Annotated in this window: 17 protein-coding genes and 1 pseudogene; 6 read left to right on the forward strand and 12 right to left on the reverse strand. The window is 69.9% G+C overall.

Annotated elements, in window-relative coordinates:
* Window positions 1-51 precede the first annotated feature (51 nt).
* A complete protein-coding gene (locus tag ACFY04_RS06095) occupies window positions 52-186 on the forward strand; it encodes a hypothetical protein (protein ID WP_389114417.1) in 135 nt (44 codons plus the stop codon).
* A 71-nt stretch (window positions 187-257) separates the two neighbouring features.
* Here ACFY04_RS06095 and ACFY04_RS06100 read toward each other — a convergent pair whose 3' ends face one another.
* Entirely contained in the window at window positions 258-1,211 is a 954-nt protein-coding gene (locus tag ACFY04_RS06100) for a CAP domain-containing protein (RefSeq protein WP_389114418.1), read from the reverse strand.
* A 113-nt stretch (window positions 1,212-1,324) separates the two neighbouring features.
* A complete protein-coding gene (locus tag ACFY04_RS06105; RefSeq protein ID WP_389114419.1) occupies window positions 1,325-2,887 on the reverse strand; it encodes an FAD-dependent oxidoreductase in 1,563 nt (520 codons plus the stop codon).
* 51 nt (window positions 2,888-2,938) lie between these two features.
* Between ACFY04_RS06105 and ACFY04_RS06110 the strand changes: the two genes are divergently transcribed.
* The 3 genes from ACFY04_RS06110 to ACFY04_RS06120 all read left to right on the forward strand — a co-directional run bounded on the left by ACFY04_RS06110 (window position 2,939) and on the right by ACFY04_RS06120 (window position 5,564).
* Complete coding sequence (locus tag ACFY04_RS06110) at window positions 2,939-3,607, forward strand: TetR/AcrR family transcriptional regulator (protein WP_389114833.1); 669 nt, start codon at window positions 2,939-2,941, stop codon at window positions 3,605-3,607.
* A 61-nt stretch (window positions 3,608-3,668) separates the two neighbouring features.
* Window positions 3,669-4,100 carry a hypothetical protein gene (locus ACFY04_RS06115; protein WP_389114420.1) on the forward strand — a complete coding sequence of 144 codons (432 nt, stop codon included), beginning with the start codon at window positions 3,669-3,671 and terminating at the stop codon, window positions 4,098-4,100.
* A 195-nt stretch (window positions 4,101-4,295) separates the two neighbouring features.
* Window positions 4,296-5,564 (forward strand): ATP-binding protein, encoded by a 1,269-nt coding sequence (locus ACFY04_RS06120; protein WP_389114421.1) that lies wholly within the window; start codon window positions 4,296-4,298, stop codon window positions 5,562-5,564.
* A gap of 19 nt (window positions 5,565-5,583) precedes the next feature.
* On the opposite strand, the gene ACFY04_RS06125 is transcribed toward ACFY04_RS06120, so the two are convergent.
* From ACFY04_RS06125 to ACFY04_RS06140, 4 genes are all read right to left on the reverse strand, one after another.
* On the reverse strand, window positions 5,584-5,868 hold the full coding sequence (locus ACFY04_RS06125) for a hypothetical protein (protein ID WP_389114422.1): 285 nt from the start codon (window positions 5,866-5,868) through the stop codon (window positions 5,584-5,586).
* Between the two features lie 54 nt (window positions 5,869-5,922).
* Window positions 5,923-6,189, reverse strand: a complete 267-nt coding sequence (locus tag ACFY04_RS06130; protein ID WP_389114423.1) for a hypothetical protein — start codon at window positions 6,187-6,189, stop codon at window positions 5,923-5,925.
* 96 nt (window positions 6,190-6,285) lie between these two features.
* Entirely contained in the window at window positions 6,286-6,474 is a 189-nt protein-coding gene (locus tag ACFY04_RS06135) for a hypothetical protein (RefSeq protein WP_389114424.1), read from the reverse strand.
* 5 nt (window positions 6,475-6,479) lie between these two features.
* Window positions 6,480-7,052 (reverse strand): DUF5994 family protein, encoded by a 573-nt coding sequence (locus tag ACFY04_RS06140; protein ID WP_389114425.1) that lies wholly within the window; start codon window positions 7,050-7,052, stop codon window positions 6,480-6,482.
* A gap of 323 nt (window positions 7,053-7,375) precedes the next feature.
* Here ACFY04_RS06140 and ACFY04_RS06145 point away from each other — a divergent pair, with 323 nt between their 5' ends.
* Window positions 7,376-7,873 carry a DUF5994 family protein gene (locus ACFY04_RS06145; RefSeq protein ID WP_389114426.1) on the forward strand — a complete coding sequence of 166 codons (498 nt, stop codon included), beginning with the start codon at window positions 7,376-7,378 and terminating at the stop codon, window positions 7,871-7,873.
* A 48-nt stretch (window positions 7,874-7,921) separates the two neighbouring features.
* Here the strand turns inward: ACFY04_RS06145 and ACFY04_RS06150 are convergent, their stop codons facing one another.
* Entirely contained in the window at window positions 7,922-8,122 is a 201-nt protein-coding gene (locus ACFY04_RS06150; RefSeq protein ID WP_389114427.1) for a hypothetical protein, read from the reverse strand.
* Window positions 8,123-8,787: 665 nt separating this feature from the next.
* Between ACFY04_RS06150 and ACFY04_RS06155 the strand changes: the two genes are divergently transcribed.
* On the forward strand, window positions 8,788-9,282 hold the full coding sequence (locus ACFY04_RS06155; protein ID WP_389114428.1) for a hypothetical protein: 495 nt from the start codon (window positions 8,788-8,790) through the stop codon (window positions 9,280-9,282).
* A 228-nt stretch (window positions 9,283-9,510) separates the two neighbouring features.
* Here ACFY04_RS06155 and ACFY04_RS06160 read toward each other — a convergent pair whose 3' ends face one another.
* From ACFY04_RS06160 to ACFY04_RS06180, 5 genes and pseudogenes are all read right to left on the reverse strand, one after another.
* Window positions 9,511-9,903: a DUF6188 family protein gene (locus ACFY04_RS06160; RefSeq protein ID WP_389114429.1), complete on the reverse strand. Its 393-nt coding sequence runs from the start codon at window positions 9,901-9,903 to the stop codon at window positions 9,511-9,513.
* Window positions 9,900-11,705, reverse strand: coding sequence for a polymorphic toxin-type HINT domain-containing protein (locus ACFY04_RS06165; protein WP_389114430.1), 1,806 nt, complete (start codon window positions 11,703-11,705; stop codon window positions 9,900-9,902). Before ACFY04_RS06165 ends, ACFY04_RS06160 begins: the two co-directional genes overlap by 4 nt.
* Window positions 11,706-12,272: 567 nt before the next feature.
* The gene (locus ACFY04_RS06170; protein WP_389114431.1) at window positions 12,273-12,683 is read right to left on the reverse strand and encodes a hypothetical protein; all 411 of its coding nucleotides are present in this window, start codon (window positions 12,681-12,683) and stop codon (window positions 12,273-12,275) included.
* A 76-nt stretch (window positions 12,684-12,759) separates the two neighbouring features.
* Window positions 12,760-13,188, reverse strand: a complete 429-nt coding sequence (locus ACFY04_RS06175; protein ID WP_389114432.1) for a hypothetical protein — start codon at window positions 13,186-13,188, stop codon at window positions 12,760-12,762.
* A gap of 1 nt (window position 13,189) precedes the next feature.
* A pseudogene (locus ACFY04_RS06180) lies at window positions 13,190-14,147 on the reverse strand (RHS repeat-associated core domain-containing protein); the annotation flags it as partial.
* Window positions 14,148-14,303: the final 156 nt, after the last annotated feature.

Consider the following 14,303-nt stretch of genomic DNA (forward strand, 5'->3'; position numbering starts at 1 on the left):
CTCCCCAAAGGCGGTAACGCGCCTCTGCCCACGGGGCGTTGCGCGGTCACCGTGACCGCCACCGCGCCCGGAGCCGCGTCCGGCGTCTGCGCCGTGCTCCTGGCGAAGGACGGCAAGGTGCGCGGCGACGACGGCCTGGTCAGCCGGCCGCGCACTCGGGCGCGGACCTCTACGGCCACCTCATGAAGGAATTCCCGGACTGGCTCAGGGCCGCCCGCGCGGCCGGGGTCATCCGGTAGGGCCACGGAGGAGCCGCGTCACTTTCCGTCGGAGAAGTTGTGCACGCCCCACCAGCCCGAGGAGTCGTGGTACAGGCCCACGCCGACCTCGGTGAAGTCCGGGTTGACCTGCGCCTTGTAGTGCCCGGAGCTGTGTCGCCACATCGACTGGAACTTCTCGGCGGCTTCCTGGGCGGTCATCGAGGCATCGCTGTACCAGACGATGTTCTCGCCGGTCCAGGTGCGCGAGCCCGTCTTCAGGTAGGCACGGTCCGCGGACGAGGAGTGGGCGAATCCGTTGTTCTTCATGTGCTCGGCCCACTTGCGGGCGAAGTCGCTGAGGTCCTGCTTGAGCGCGAGCGGAGGCCGGCCGACGGCGGCTCGTTCGTTGTTGAGCAGTTGCAGGGACAGCGACTGGGCCGTTGCGGCGTCCTGCGTCGAGGTGCGCGGGCCGGGCACCTTGGGGTCCGGTCCCGTCGGACCGCTCCCCGAGGTACCGCGGGTCGGGGGCGCGGTGGGCTTGGCCGTGCGTTCCGTGGCCGGCGCTCCGGAGCGCTGCTCTCCGTCCTTCGCCTGCGGGGCGGGCGCGGATGCGGATGCCGATGCCGGTGCGGACGCGGCGGCGCCCGGGCTCGCCGTCCCCTCGGTCGCCGACGGGCCGGCGCCGGCGGCCGGAGATGCGGTGGCGGCCGGCAGGCCGTCCACCGCGTCCGGCCGGCCGGCGAGTGCGGAGGGGGAGCCGGCCGCGGCGGTGCGTTCCGGAGCCTCGTCGGATATGAGGGCGTAGGCACTCCCGACCCCGGCCAGCAGGACCACGGCGGCCGCCGCCATCAGGGGAGTCCGGCGACGGCTCCTGCGGTGGCCGCCGGCCGCTCGGCGCGCGGCGCGCGACCGACCGCGCCGGTCCGACCCGGCACCGGCACCGGCACCGGCACCGTTCACGTCCGCGTCCGCGTCCGCGCCGTACGTGAACTCATCGTCGTGATACCGCATCGCATCTCCTCGAAGGTGACGGCCCACCTGGCCTGACACTGAAGGAGACCCGTGAGCCGCGCGGCGATAACACCTTTCTCACAGGAATGTGCGGCCGGTGCCTCGCCCGGTCCTCATCCGCCGTCCCGGCCGAACCATCGCGACAGTGCGCTGGCGAGCCCGTCCCCGTCATCTGCTGCCCAGGCGACGATTCCGTCGGGGCGTACGAGCAGCCCGGCCGGCTCCGGTCGGCCGGGGCAGGCGGCGGTGACGACGCGCACGCGCTCGCCGTACCCCTGCGCGTGTGCCCTGAGCCGCGCGTCGTCGGCGAGATCGAGCAGCAGCGCCCGCCCGTCGTGGAGCAGGTCCGCGAGGCGCGTCCCGTCGGTGAATGCGAGATCCGGGGCGCTGCGGCCGACCAGCGGATGACTGCCGGGAAGGTCGTACCGGTGCGAGACGCCGGAGATCTTCTTGGCGAAATACGTGGTGCCGGCGACGGACCCGGCGAGCTCGGCGACGACGTCGCGCAGAGCGCGGGCCTGTGGTTCCGGCCGCATCAACGCGATCTGCGCCCGGGTCCAGTCGAGCACCCATGCCCCGATCGGGTGCCGTTCTGCCGTGTACGAGTCCAGCAGCCCTTCCGGTGCCCGGCCGCGTACGACCGCGGCGAGCTTCCAGCCGAGGTTCATCGCATCCCCGATGCCGAGGTTCAGGCCCTGGCCGCCGAACGGGGAGTGGACGTGCGCGGCGTCGCCCGCCAGGAGGACCCGGCCCGCGCGGTAGCCGGCCGCCTGGCGCGCGTTGTCGGTGAAGCGGGTGGCGGTGCGCACCCCGGTGATCGTGACCTCGGCCCCGGAGACGTGTCGCAGACTCGCCTGCAACTCCTCCGCGGTGACCGCCGCTTCCCGGTCGGCCGGCGGGCCGTCGAACTCGACCGTGAGGATACGACCGGGCATCGGCCCGTGCACGTACATCCCGGTGTCCGTGTGGTTCCAGCCGGGCCGCAGGGCTTGGGATCCGGCCATCTCGACGAGCGCCTGGTGCCCGGTGATCTGCGGATCCGTACCGGGGAAGGCGAACCCGGCGAGCTTGCGGACCGTGCTGCGGCCGCCGTCGCAGCCCACGAGCCAGTCCGCGCGCACCACCTCCCCCAGCCCGTCGGCCACCCGGGCCACGCGGACCTCCACTCCTCCGTCGTCCGCGTCGAACCCCGTCAACTCGGTGCCGCTGCGCACCTCGACGCCGAGCTCACGGGCGCGCTCGGCGAGCAGCCGCTCGATCTCCTGCTGCGGTACGAGGCTGACGTCCCGAGCGGGACCGGCGTTCACGAAGTCCGGGTCGGTCGCGTCCAGCAGCCCGCCGCTCAGCATGATCCCGGCGAAGTGCCCGGCGAACGTGGCCGGCGTGCGAGGAGGCTGGCCGGCCGCCCGGGTGGTCGTCCCCGGCCGTTGTTCGCGTACGAACGCCTGGAACCGCTCGACGGAGCGCTGCTGAACGCCGGCCAGCGCGGGCAGCATGCCGCGCCGGTAGAAGGCCTCGGCGGTCGATGTGTTGATCGACCCTGCCTTGATGGTCCGGTCCACTTCGGTGCGGCGCTCGACGACCACCACGCTTGCGCCACCGAGCCGGAGCTCGCAGGCAAGCAGCAGTCCGACCGGGCCGCCTCCGGCCACCACTACGTCAAAGTCCGAGTTCATGACGTTCACTGTAGTCACTAAAACTTTAGAGTCGCTATAGTGTTATCCGTGATCGAGGAAACTGAGAGGCGTGGCTCCGCAGAGCACGTGGCCGACCGGGCGCTGACCTTGCGCGAGCGCAAGAAGCGCGAGACCCGGCAGCGGATCTCCGACGAGGCGACGATGCTGTTCGCGGCGCGCGGCTTCGACCAGGTGACCGTGGCGGAGGTCGCCAAGGCCGCCCATGTCTCCACGATGACGGTCTTCAACCACTTCCCCCGCAAGGAAGACCTCTTCCTGGACCGGATCCCCGAAGCCGTCGAACTCTTCACGGCCGCGGTACGAAACCGCCCGGCCGGCGAGTCCCCGCTGGCCGCTCTGCGCGCTCTGCTGCTCCAACTCCTCGACCAGCGCCATCCGCTGGCGGCGGTGAGTGACAACTTCCCGTACTTCTGGCGTATCGTGCTGGACTCGCCCGCCCTGCGGGCGCGGGCGCGCGAAGGGGTGGAGGAGGTGGAGAAGGCGCTGGGGGACGCGATGGCCGAGACCGCCCCCGGGGGTGACGGCCCCGGCCCCCGCCTCGCGGCAGCACTGACCGTCGCCGCGTACCGGGCCGTCTACGTCGCCACAGCCAGACGCCTGCTCGCGGGCGAGCGTGCGGCCGACGTGGCGGACGATCACCGGTCGCGCGTGCACGATGCGTTCGACGCCCTGGAGCGCGCACTTCTCGCCACGCACTGACGGTTCTTCTCGGGGAAACCGGGAAACCGGGAAACCGGGAAACGGGGAAACGGGGAAACGGATGACCGCGATCGAACGCCTCTGGGCAGATTTCGAGCTTCCCATCAGGGACGCGCTCCACTACGCCGGAGGGCGTTCGTACGATGTCGCCCTCGACGCCGCCGCGCCGAGGGGTTTCACGGTGCTCGCCCCCTTCGACCTCGATGAGCTGCGGGAAGGCGATCCGTCCTGGGTGTCTTCCGTCGATGGGCTTGCCGCGGTGGACCTGGGAGAGAAGGGGCTGCTGTGGGGCGGCGAGGGTTCGTACGGGTCGGACGGGTTCATCGCACGCTTGACTGTTGACCGCGCGCTGATGTGGGCGATGTTCTTCACGGAATCCAATCCGTTCGATCGGATTCGGCTGTCCCGGAACGTCGCTGGCTTCAGCTCGACCTCGGGGTTCGAGATCGAGGTCGACATCGACGATCCACGCACCCCGGTTCCCCGGCCGTAGGAGAGCGCGGCGTGAGCAAGAGGCGCCGTACCCACGGCTTCTCGGCAGCCTGGCGGCGGAGCAGGGCGGGCCGGGTTCGCGAGCCACGGTGGGGCGTCCCGGACGTGCTCACGGCCGGGGCACGCGGGCCCTGGCGCGCGCGTCCCGCGCACATCGGCTGATGATGGGGGTACGGCCGAACACGCGGAGCTGATCATGACGGGTTGGCGTGTCAGGGACTACGCCCAGGACGATCTCGAAGCGGTGATCCGAGTCGATGCGGAGAGCAGCCGGGCGGAAGAGCCGCCTCTTTTCCCGCTCTCGGACGCCGTGGGGGCCCTCCAGGCCCTCCACCCGGCGGTGGTGGCCACGGCGGACGACGTGGTGGTCGGTGCCGCGGTGAGCAGGGTGGACGGTGACCGGGCGTGGATCCTGCGCATCAGCATGGCGCCTGCCTGGCGGCACCAGGGTCTGGGCAGCGACCTGATCACGGCCTTGGAGCACCGGCTGTTCGCCGGTGGCGTCCGAACGGTGCACGCGGTCCTGCCCGACGGCGAGACCGGTGCCGCCGCCCTGTACAACTGCGGCTTCCAGGCCCGTCCGGGCCTGGTCTTCTTCGAGAAGCGTGGGCGGGTGACCCCTCAGGCGGTCAGCATGCTCGCGTCGCTGGGAGCGGAGCTGCCGCCCGGGGGACTGTGGCAGAAGGTCGCGGGCATGCACCGGGAGAAGGAGCTCATCGAGCGGCGCCTGGTCCTGCCGCTGGCCCATCCCGAAATGGCCTCCCAGCACGGCGTGGAGCTGCCGCGGGCCGTGATGCTCTTCGGGCCGCCCGGGACGGGAAAGAGCACGTTCGCGCACGCGATCGCCAGCCGCCTGGGATGGCCGTTCCTCGAACTGTTCCCCGCCCGGCTGGCCGCCGAATACGGGCTGGCCAGCGGGCTGAACCGGCGCTTCGACGAGATCGCCCGGCTCGATCACGTCCTGGTCTTCATCGACGAGGTCGAGGAGATCGCGGGGACCCGGAGCGGCGCCGACGCGACCGCGGTCGGCGTCGTCAACGAACTGCTCAAGGCGATCGTCCGGTTCCGGGGCCAGGACGGGCGGCTGCTCGTCTGCGCCACGAACGACGTGACCACGCTCGACTCCGCGTTCCTGCGGCACGGCCGTTTCGACTACGTGCTGCCGATCGGCCCGCCCGACGACCGCGCGCGGACCGCGCTGTGGGAGAGCTACCTGGCCCGTGCGGGCGCGGAGGCCGACAGCGCGGTCCTGGCGACCGCCAGCGAGGGGTTCACCCCTGCCGACATCGCCCATGTGGCGCGCACCGTCTCCCAAGTCCAGTTCGAGCGCACCTTCGACACCGGAGCCCGGGCCCGCCCGACCACCGAGGACTACCTGCGCACGATCGGCGAGACCAGGCCCACGGTCAGCGCGGCCATGGCCCAGGCGTTCGCCCAGCAGACCGAGAAGTTCGCCCGCATATAGGCAGGCCGTCTCTCCCGGATCAGGCGGGCCCGTGGCCGTGCTCTTCCTCTTCTGCCTCCATGTGCCGGATTCCCTCGTGGGTGAGGGTGACCATCGCGGGAGTGTTGCCGGGTTCCCAGTCGACGGTGATGAGTCCTTCGCCCGCCAGGTAGGTGCAGGCGGCGGCCAGGTCCTGTTCCGGTACGTGGAGGTCGCGCCGCAGCTGTGCTCCGGTGATGCCGAGGAGGCGGTTGCCTTCGACGGCTTCGTACAGGATCCGGAGCACCTGATCGCGGTAGGTCTTGCGTTCGCGCAGTGTGGCCATGACCGCGTCCTTTCGTGTGTGGGTGTGGTGGGCTCCGGGGCCGGTCGGGGCTTCTCAGATCTCGTCGGAGTGTGCGCCGGTGCCGGCGGGGGTCCTGCTGGCGGCCAGCCACGAGGGGGCGGGGCCGGCGGGTGTCGCCGTGTCCACGGTGAGGTGGAGGCGGGTGTTGCCGTCGAGGGCGGGGTAGCTGCGCTGTTCCGCGCCTGCGAAACAGCGGCGGAGCGCCTCCGCGACCGCTCGGGCGGCTTCCGGAGTGTGCGCGATGATCCGGACCTCGGCGTGCCCGAGCGAGGGCAGTGTCTGGGCCTCGATGTACTTCACGTGGGCGTGGTTCCCTTCAGGGCGGGTGAGGAGGCCGGCGGGTCGGGGCGCCGAGGCGCCCCGACCGCTGCCCCCGGTCGGAGGAAGGTCTGTTCCTCACCGGTCGGCACCCGTGTGGTGGGCTCGACGACCGGTGTCGTCCGGCAGGCCCGGAGGCCTCGGCAGGGGGTCACTGAAGCGGTAGGCCTCGATCCGCGCGTCGTCGCGGGCGTTCAGCACGTGGATCCAGCGCATGGCCACGCCGATCATCAGGATGATCACCGCGATGAGGACGACGGTCTCCACGGAGCTCACCTCCAGCCGTTTCCGGGCAGCGGCAGGGCGGTTCGGCCCATCGGCTCCCCGAAGGGGGACATGCAGGCCCCGCCTTCGCCCTCCCAGGTGGCTTCCCGGCGGCCGGCGTCGCGGATGCCGCGCCCGATGACGGTTTCGTTGGCCATCAGGACGTCTGCGGCCAGGACGCTGCCCGGGATCGCGGCGGCGGCCATCAGCCGGGCCGCGGCCGCGGGCTCGGTCTCGGGCGGGATCACCAGGAGGTCCCAGCGGCCGACGGTGTAGGAGAGCAGGATCAGCTTGTCGGGGTCCTGTTCGGTGAACCAGCCCACGTGCAGCACGTGCCCGGCCACGGCAACCGTGCGCGGGACGACCGGCCAGCGGCTGGGGTTCACGCTGACGCGGGTGATGCGCCCCCAGGTCTCGTCCAGAGCAGCGGCGAGAGCGGGGAGCTCGGCTTCGAGGTCACGGGAGTAGGGCCACCAGGCACCGTCCAGCAGGCCTGCCAGAGTGGTCTTCGGCGTAAGGGACAGGCGGGCCGGGCGCAGGACAACAGCCGACTGCGCAGCGCGGTCAAGGGTCGTGGTCATGTCGCGGACCCGTCCCCGGACCGTTCGTGAACGGCCCGGTGCAGTGATCGCCGGAAACGACGTCCGCGAGGGAGCGGGTGTGCGGAATACTCCCGGTCTCTTCACCGTACTCCGGTTCGCGATCCAGGAAGACACTTCTGACCAGGTATTTTCCGGCGCAGACGGCGAGAGCGGCGCAGTCGGTTCCCCTCGCCGCACCGTGAGGGTGGGCGGAGTACCGTGAAACGACGGAGACATTCCCGAGCTCAACAGCCTTTTCGACGCCGCTGCCGGCCGCCGAACGGGGTGTCTCCCCTCCGCACCGCGAGACAGGCGGAACCGCCATGGCCGCATCCGACAACCCCGCCCCTTTGAAGCTCCTCCCGGACGCGATCCACCAAGCGGTCAAGCCGGGCGCCGCCCTGCTCCGGCTGGAGACCACGCAGTCCCGCCAAGGGCTCCTGGACGGTGCCTGGTGGCCGCGCTCCAGGGACGTCACGACCGAGCTGCCCGCACTGATCACGGCACTGACCGCGTACCTCGGGCCCATCACGCGGGTTGGCCTGGACGCCTCCGCCTGGCAGGACGTCCCGACCCGTCTGGTCATCGACGGCCAGGTCGTGCACCTCGACGCCGACCCCGTCGGCGACGACACGGTCCTCGTCACTCGCGGCCACAACGACCACTTCGCCCTGCTGGTGGTTCCCCCGGACACCACCGCCGACGCCGCCCGTGAAGCGATGGCCCGCGCCGTCCGCGCCGACAACATCACGCAGGCCACTCAGATCCTCATCGCCACCACACCCGAACCCGAGGACGGCGCCGCCGGGGCGGCGGGCTGACCCCGAATCCTCAGTGGCGAGCGGCCGAGTGGCCGAGTGGTGCGCCGCTCAGAGCCCCTCGTCGTGCAGGTCCTCTTCGCGCAGAAGATCGTCCTCGCGGCGGCGCGAGGTCTCCTTCTGACCGGGCTTGTGCCCCTTCTCGCGGGACGACTTGCCGGGCTGGGGCTGCGCAGGGTCTCCGGGGCGACGGTGTTCCTGTGCCTCGCGCCCCTTGCCCGGGTCCTGGCGCTTGTCCTGCCTACCGTCCATGACGGCGACTCCTCTGGATGCGTGGGGTACGGATTCCTCTCCGATCACGCTGACACGTGCCGCGACGGTCTGCATCATGTCGACTGCGAAGCGAGGCACACGGATGACGCCCTTCCCCGGTGTGGCAGCGTCGGAAGGCCGGCCATCCCGTCAGGGCCGAGGAGGGACGCGCGCTCTTCGCCCCGCCGCCGGCCTCACCGTGAAAGGCGACTGACGGCAGCCACTCGGCATCGAGCCGACATCGCTGCAGACGCGGTGCGGTCAGCCGGGCGGGCGGCCGAGTGGCGGCGCTTGCCGGGGCAAGCGTTCCCTACGCATACGGCCAGGCGTCTGACCGACCGGCCGGCAGCGGGCGTGCCCGTCACCGCGAGGGCGCCGAACCGGCTGGTATTCAGCTTCGGCGGCAGGCAGCGATCAAGGGGGCCGGCCTGCCTGCGGGGCCGGCGCTTCAGCAACTGCCTCTGAATAACACGGAGCTGACTGCTGGTCACCACGGATAAGGTGATCGCATCTGATCGGATCATTGTCCTGGAGGTTGTGCGGTGTCCGAACTCGGCGGCCCGGGGCCCTCGCCCGGCTCTGTACCCCCGCCCCCGGCCCACGCGCCCCGTCCCTTTCCCCCGCCGCCGGCCCAGCCGCCGAGCCCCGGCCCGCACCGGGGCGCCGTGATCGGCGCGCTGATCACGGCCGGGGCCACCATCGCGGCCGCGGTCATCGCCGCCGTCGCGGTGGGTGGCCACGACGGCAAGCCCGCGGCGCAGCCGGGCCCCGCCGCCGTCACTTCCGCCCAGCCGCCCGCCGCCGCGCCCACCTCCTCCCCGTCGGCCTCGAAGCCGGTCCAGTCCCTGCCGGCCCTGAGTCCGGCACCGAAGGCATCGAAGAACGCCCGCGTCGAGGCGAACCCGGACAGCGGTTCCAGCGGCACGGTGATCACCCTCACCGGCGCGGGCTTCGCGGCGGGCGAGCGGGTGCGCCTCATCTTCAACGGCAGCTACGGCAAGGAGTGGCAGCTGCGGGATGTCACGGCTTCGGCCGATGGCGGCTTCGTCGCGGAGATCAAGGTTCCTGCGGAGGGCGTGGACAACCAGCAGAGGTCCGTCGAGGCCAGGGGACTGGACAGCAAGCGGACCGCGGACACGCCGTTCACCATCACCGAGTGACGGTGCGCCCCCGCGAGCGGCGCGATGAGGGCCCGCAACCGTCAGAGGTTGCAGGCCCTCCGTGCGTTTGCCGGTCAACGAGGTAGTGGGCCTCGATGTCGGCGACGGTGGAGTCGTACGGCTCTCCTACCGGTTTCAGTGCGTACCGGCGGAAGACTGCAGCGGTGGCGCGGCGGGCGCCTCGGTTGTGGGCGTCGGCTTCGTCCCACCCGCCAGGACGTAGCGCTCCTAGTCCTCCGTCCCGAGAGTCTCCATGGCGCTGACCCCCTGACGGCTCGACCAGCGGAACACTCCGGGCTGCCGCAGGGACGCCTCCATTCCGGGTTCCGCCCCCCGTACGTTCAGGTGATGGCCCGTACTGAACACCAGGCGCAGGGAGCCGTACTTGAAGACGATCGCCGACAGGACGGTGGCACCGACGAGTCGGCCCCACTCCTCACCGGCAACCGCTACGGCCCCCGGAGCGGTTTCCGGCCCGTCCGTCAGGAGTACGGGGCCGGCGACCGTGAGCACCACCTCGTCGGCGAACGTCACCGAGAGGGCCGCCTTCGTACGGGAGACGGCCAGCACCGGGCTGCCCCGCAGTCCGATGCGCCAGCGGTCGCCGAGGTCCTCGATCACGACCGGCCCGGGATGTGGTCGAAGATGTTGCCGATGCTGTCACCCGGAGAACCGTCGGGCATCTGGGGGTAGACCTCTCCGGTCTTGGGGTCGATGAGCATGTCCGGGTTCTTGTTGCCGCCGATTCCGCGCCACGCTCCCTGAGCCTTCACCTTGTGGATCGCATCCTTCACCTGCTTCACCGAAAGGCCGGTCTCCTTCGCGATGGCGGCCGGCCTGCTGCACAGTCCATTGGAATTGTGGACCAGAACCGGCGTGACACCCGCGAGCACGTAGTAGGTGTGCAGGTCATTGACCGTCAGGTTGTACGCGCCCTGGAGTTCCTTCCAGTGCGTGACCTTGTCGATTGCGACGGCGGTGCCGTCCGGCGTGCGGAGGGTGTCACCGGAGTTGAGGTCGGCGGCGTCCGTCCACTGCCTGCGGTTCTCCACCCAGATCGGGTGGTGGTCCGTGGCGGTGAGGGAGCCCGCCCCCTGACCGACGGTGATGCCGGTGAAGTCACGGTCGTCGGGGGTGTAGATCGTGCCGTCGACCCGGCGGGGGCCGCCGGCACCCGTCTCGGGATCGGCGGCGAGGACGGTGTCGCCGACCTTGATCTGCTCGATGGGACGGGTCGCCCCGTCACCCATCAGCACCGGCGTACCGGCCGGGAAGCTGTTGAAGCACCCGGCGACCTTCTCGGTCTTGCGGGCGGCCCGGATGGCCTCGGCCGTGAGCGTGCCGCCGGTCTTGAGCCATTTCAGCACGACGAGCCCGCCCACGACCCGGTCGATGGTGCCCAGGCGCTCACCGGTCGCCAGGTTGTTCCCGGTGATGGCTTCCACGACGCCCTTGCCGCTGCTGATGCCGGGGAGCAGGTCGAGCACCATGCCCGTCCTGCGGTTCTCGGCGGCGCGCTCCTCGGGCGACTGGGGGTGCGCACCGACCCGGTCGGCGACGTGGGAGAAGTCGAACTTGATGTCCGGTACGGCGAGGATCTTGTCCGCGGCCTTGTTGAACCCGGCGACGGCCGTGTTCATCTGCCCCATGCCCTGGTTCATCTGGCCGACGCCCTCGTTGAGCTGGGCCATCCCCCGGTTGGCCTGCTTCAGGCCCTCGTTCATGCCGTCGATGCTCTTGTTGACATCGACCATGATGCCGTTCATCTCATCGAGGGCCGCGTTCGTCTCGTCGAGACCACGGTTGATCTGGTCCAGGGCGCCGAGGACGTCGTCGATCCACCGGCCGAACGACCCGTCGGCAACGACCGGCGGCCGCTCCTCACCCGGCGGGAAGAACTGGACGGCGGTCATGAAGGCGAGCATCTCGACCGAATCGCTCGCGGTCCCGCTGACGCGCGCGGCCAGCTCCAGCTTGGTGCGCAGCGAATCCACGGCCGGCTTGGCTGCCTTGAACGTCTTGACGAACTGCTCCAGCGCCTCCCGCCGCTTCTTCGGGTCCGTCTCCGGCGTGGGGTGGAGCAGGATTTCCGGCTGCAGCTTCTGGAGGGCGGCCACCTCCTTCGTGATCTCGGCGAAGGCCGGCCGCTCTTCGTCCTCCATCGCGTCCTGGAGGGTGTAGAGGACCACCCCCAAGGCGAGCCCGACCTTCACGGACTTGAGCGCGAACTCCTTGGCGCACTTGGGCCGCTCCAGCAGCGGCAGGTTTTTGCACTTCGCGTACTGCGATACCCGGGCGGCGATTTCCAACAGGGTGGGCGGGCGGTCGAGCGGATCGGCGGCCGCAGCCGTTCCGGCCGCCCCCACCGTCAGGCACATGACGGTGAGGAGTATGACGATCTTCTGTTTGACGTGCTGAAACATGCGTTCCCTACGACGCGGCCCCAAGGGCCGCGCTCCCCGCGGCGGCTGACGGCCGCCGTTGTTACTTGCGCGTAATGCGCTTGGTCGCGGCCCACGGTAAGGCGTTACCGAAGGTCATGATCATCACCGTGGGCCGACGGGCGGTCCGTGGCCACGGTCGAGCAGGTCTTTGCGCTCGCCGAGGCCGGGTATGGACAACAAACAAGCCCCAGGTCGTTGACCTGAGGCTTCGTTATGGAGCGGATGACGGGAATCGAACCCGCGCCATAAGCTTGGGAATCACTCGGCACTTGGACGTGCACATAGTGCCTGACCTGCGAATATATGCCGCTGGAGGCTGCTTGTGGGGCCTCGCGGCGCACCTCTGTTGACCGCTGTCTACTGCTCTGACTGGCACGTAGTGGCACGGGGTAGGCGTGGTCGTGCTTCTGCTGCCCTACGGCTCCTGCTCACAGATGCACGCTGTCATGCTGCATCCCTCGCCCATCGGCTGTCTGGCGTACTGCGCCGTTGGCGCCCCACGGCCACACCACTTCAGGCCTTGCCGGCCAACATTCTTCCTTTGGCTCAGCGCCAGGTGTTGGTGTCCACGATCTCGCCGGTCTCCAGGTCGATGCGGCCCTGGAAATCGCCCGCGTTGCGCGTGACCGTGATCAGAAGCGGCCGCCCGTCCTGCGGTAAGGCTGTGTAGAAGCCGTGCACGTCGTCCGGGTTGCTCAGCAGGTCCCTCGGCGGGTGCAGCCGGAAGCGCTCCGAGCCGTCGGCCCGGTAGACCACGTCGTTGTCCGACGGGGTAAAGGGTGCGCCGTTGATCGCTTCCACCACCAGCACCAACGCCTCGTCGTACTCCCGCCACGCCAGAACGATCCGTGGTGGCAGCTCGTACTGCTTCTCAACGTTCCCGGCGGGACCGCTCCACCGGACCGTGGTGTCGCCTCGGGTCCATGTGACCACAACGTCGGGGTCTGCTTCTGTCACTTGGGGCTCTCCGTGGGTGGGCCGACTGGGATCGGCCGGGCTCGGTCTCCGAGAACTCAGCCTTCGGTAACATCCTTCAGAGGGTCAGGCTGACGACCCAGTAGTCGTACTCCTCCGCGGTGATGCCGCAGATATGGTCGCCGGAGCTGGATCGGGCGATGAATTCGATCCGTCCTTGGTCGTCCACGAGGCGGGCGACGTCGGCACTGTCCGTGAGACGCACGCGGACCCATCCGACCTCGGAACTCCCGGTCACGACCGCCGTGAGGAGGAACGTCCTGTCTTCGTCGATGACATCGGCTCGACGAGCATGTTCGAGCCACAGCTGGTGGACTCCTCCGAGGTCTCCCTTCAAGGGAAAGGAGGCACTGGGCTCCACGCCGAATCCCGCCATGGCCCGCCAGGCCGTCTCGACCGAGGGTCCGGGTTCGTTGCCCTGAACCATGTCCACTTCGAGGCCGCTGCTCCGGATGAGTCTGACGAGGTTGTCCTCGCTGGTGCGCATTTCATTTCCCCTTGTAGAAGAAGTGGTGGTCTCCGCCGGGCTTGTCGATGGCTCGGTAGCGTTCCATGGTCTTGTAGCCGTCAGCGGTGTTGTCCCAGCCGAAGTTCACTCCGGATCGTGACTGGTCTTCGAGTGTCTGTCCCTTCGGTCCGCCTGCGTGGAAGTGCGGTCCGGCGGGATCGTCGGTGTGCTCGACGACGACCCGGGAACCGTTCGGTGTTTCGAACTGCCGGAAGTTGCCCCAGTGGGTCGGATCGCTGGAATAGACGTGTCCGGGCATGTTCTTCATCGTCTTGTCACCCATGACGATCCATTCGGCGTCGGGAGTACTCCCGAAGGGAACTCCCGCAGCGTCGAAAGCCGCGCGTTCGGCGTCACCGCGCAGCTTGAACGGGTTGCTCTTCTCGCCCTTCGGCGGGCAAGGGGTGAGGCCCAGGGGGTCGGACCAGGTGTGGGGGTTGACGACGTACGCGGCTGGGTTCGGGGCCGGGCGGAGGCCCAGAGGGTCGACCCGTCAGGTAGCGGGCGGTCTCGGGATCGTAGTAGCGGAAGCAGTTGTAGTGCAGACCCGACTCGGGGTCGAAGTACTGTCCCGGGAAGCGGAGCGGTGTGTAGGCGTGCGCGTCCTTGTTCCAGGTTGTGGTCCCCCACAGGGTGCTGCGCGTGCGCCAGGCGATCGCGCCTGCCTCGTCGACGAGCTCCGTCGGAGTGCCGATCAGGTCGGTGACGATCGCGAAGAAACGGCTGTCGATCTCGCTGCCGTCGGCGTCGGCCAGCTTCTCGGTCTGGGCCAGGGGCTGGGTGCCGTCATGGTCCCAGGTCAGGGTGACCGCGTGCGGCCGGTCCGGTGCACTGGGCGTCTGCTCGCACAGGGTCATGCCGTCCCAGACGAAGGTGACCTCCTCTGCCACGGTGACGCCGTCCACGGCCATGCGCCGCTTGGCGCTGCGACGACCGAGGGCGTATGGCCCTGGCGTTTCACTTCGTGGGGGAGGCGGAGGGGTGGGGGCCGATCGGGTCGAGGGTCCCACCAAGTCCGGGGCAGGTAGCGCATCGTCGTTCCGCTTGACTTCCTTCGGGACCGCCTGACCTGTGAAAACAGGTTCTGGCGGCGC

It is taken from the genome of Streptomyces sp. NPDC001549 (genome assembly GCF_042894025.1).
Classification (GTDB): domain Bacteria; phylum Actinomycetota; class Actinomycetes; order Streptomycetales; family Streptomycetaceae; genus Streptomyces; species Streptomyces kutzneri.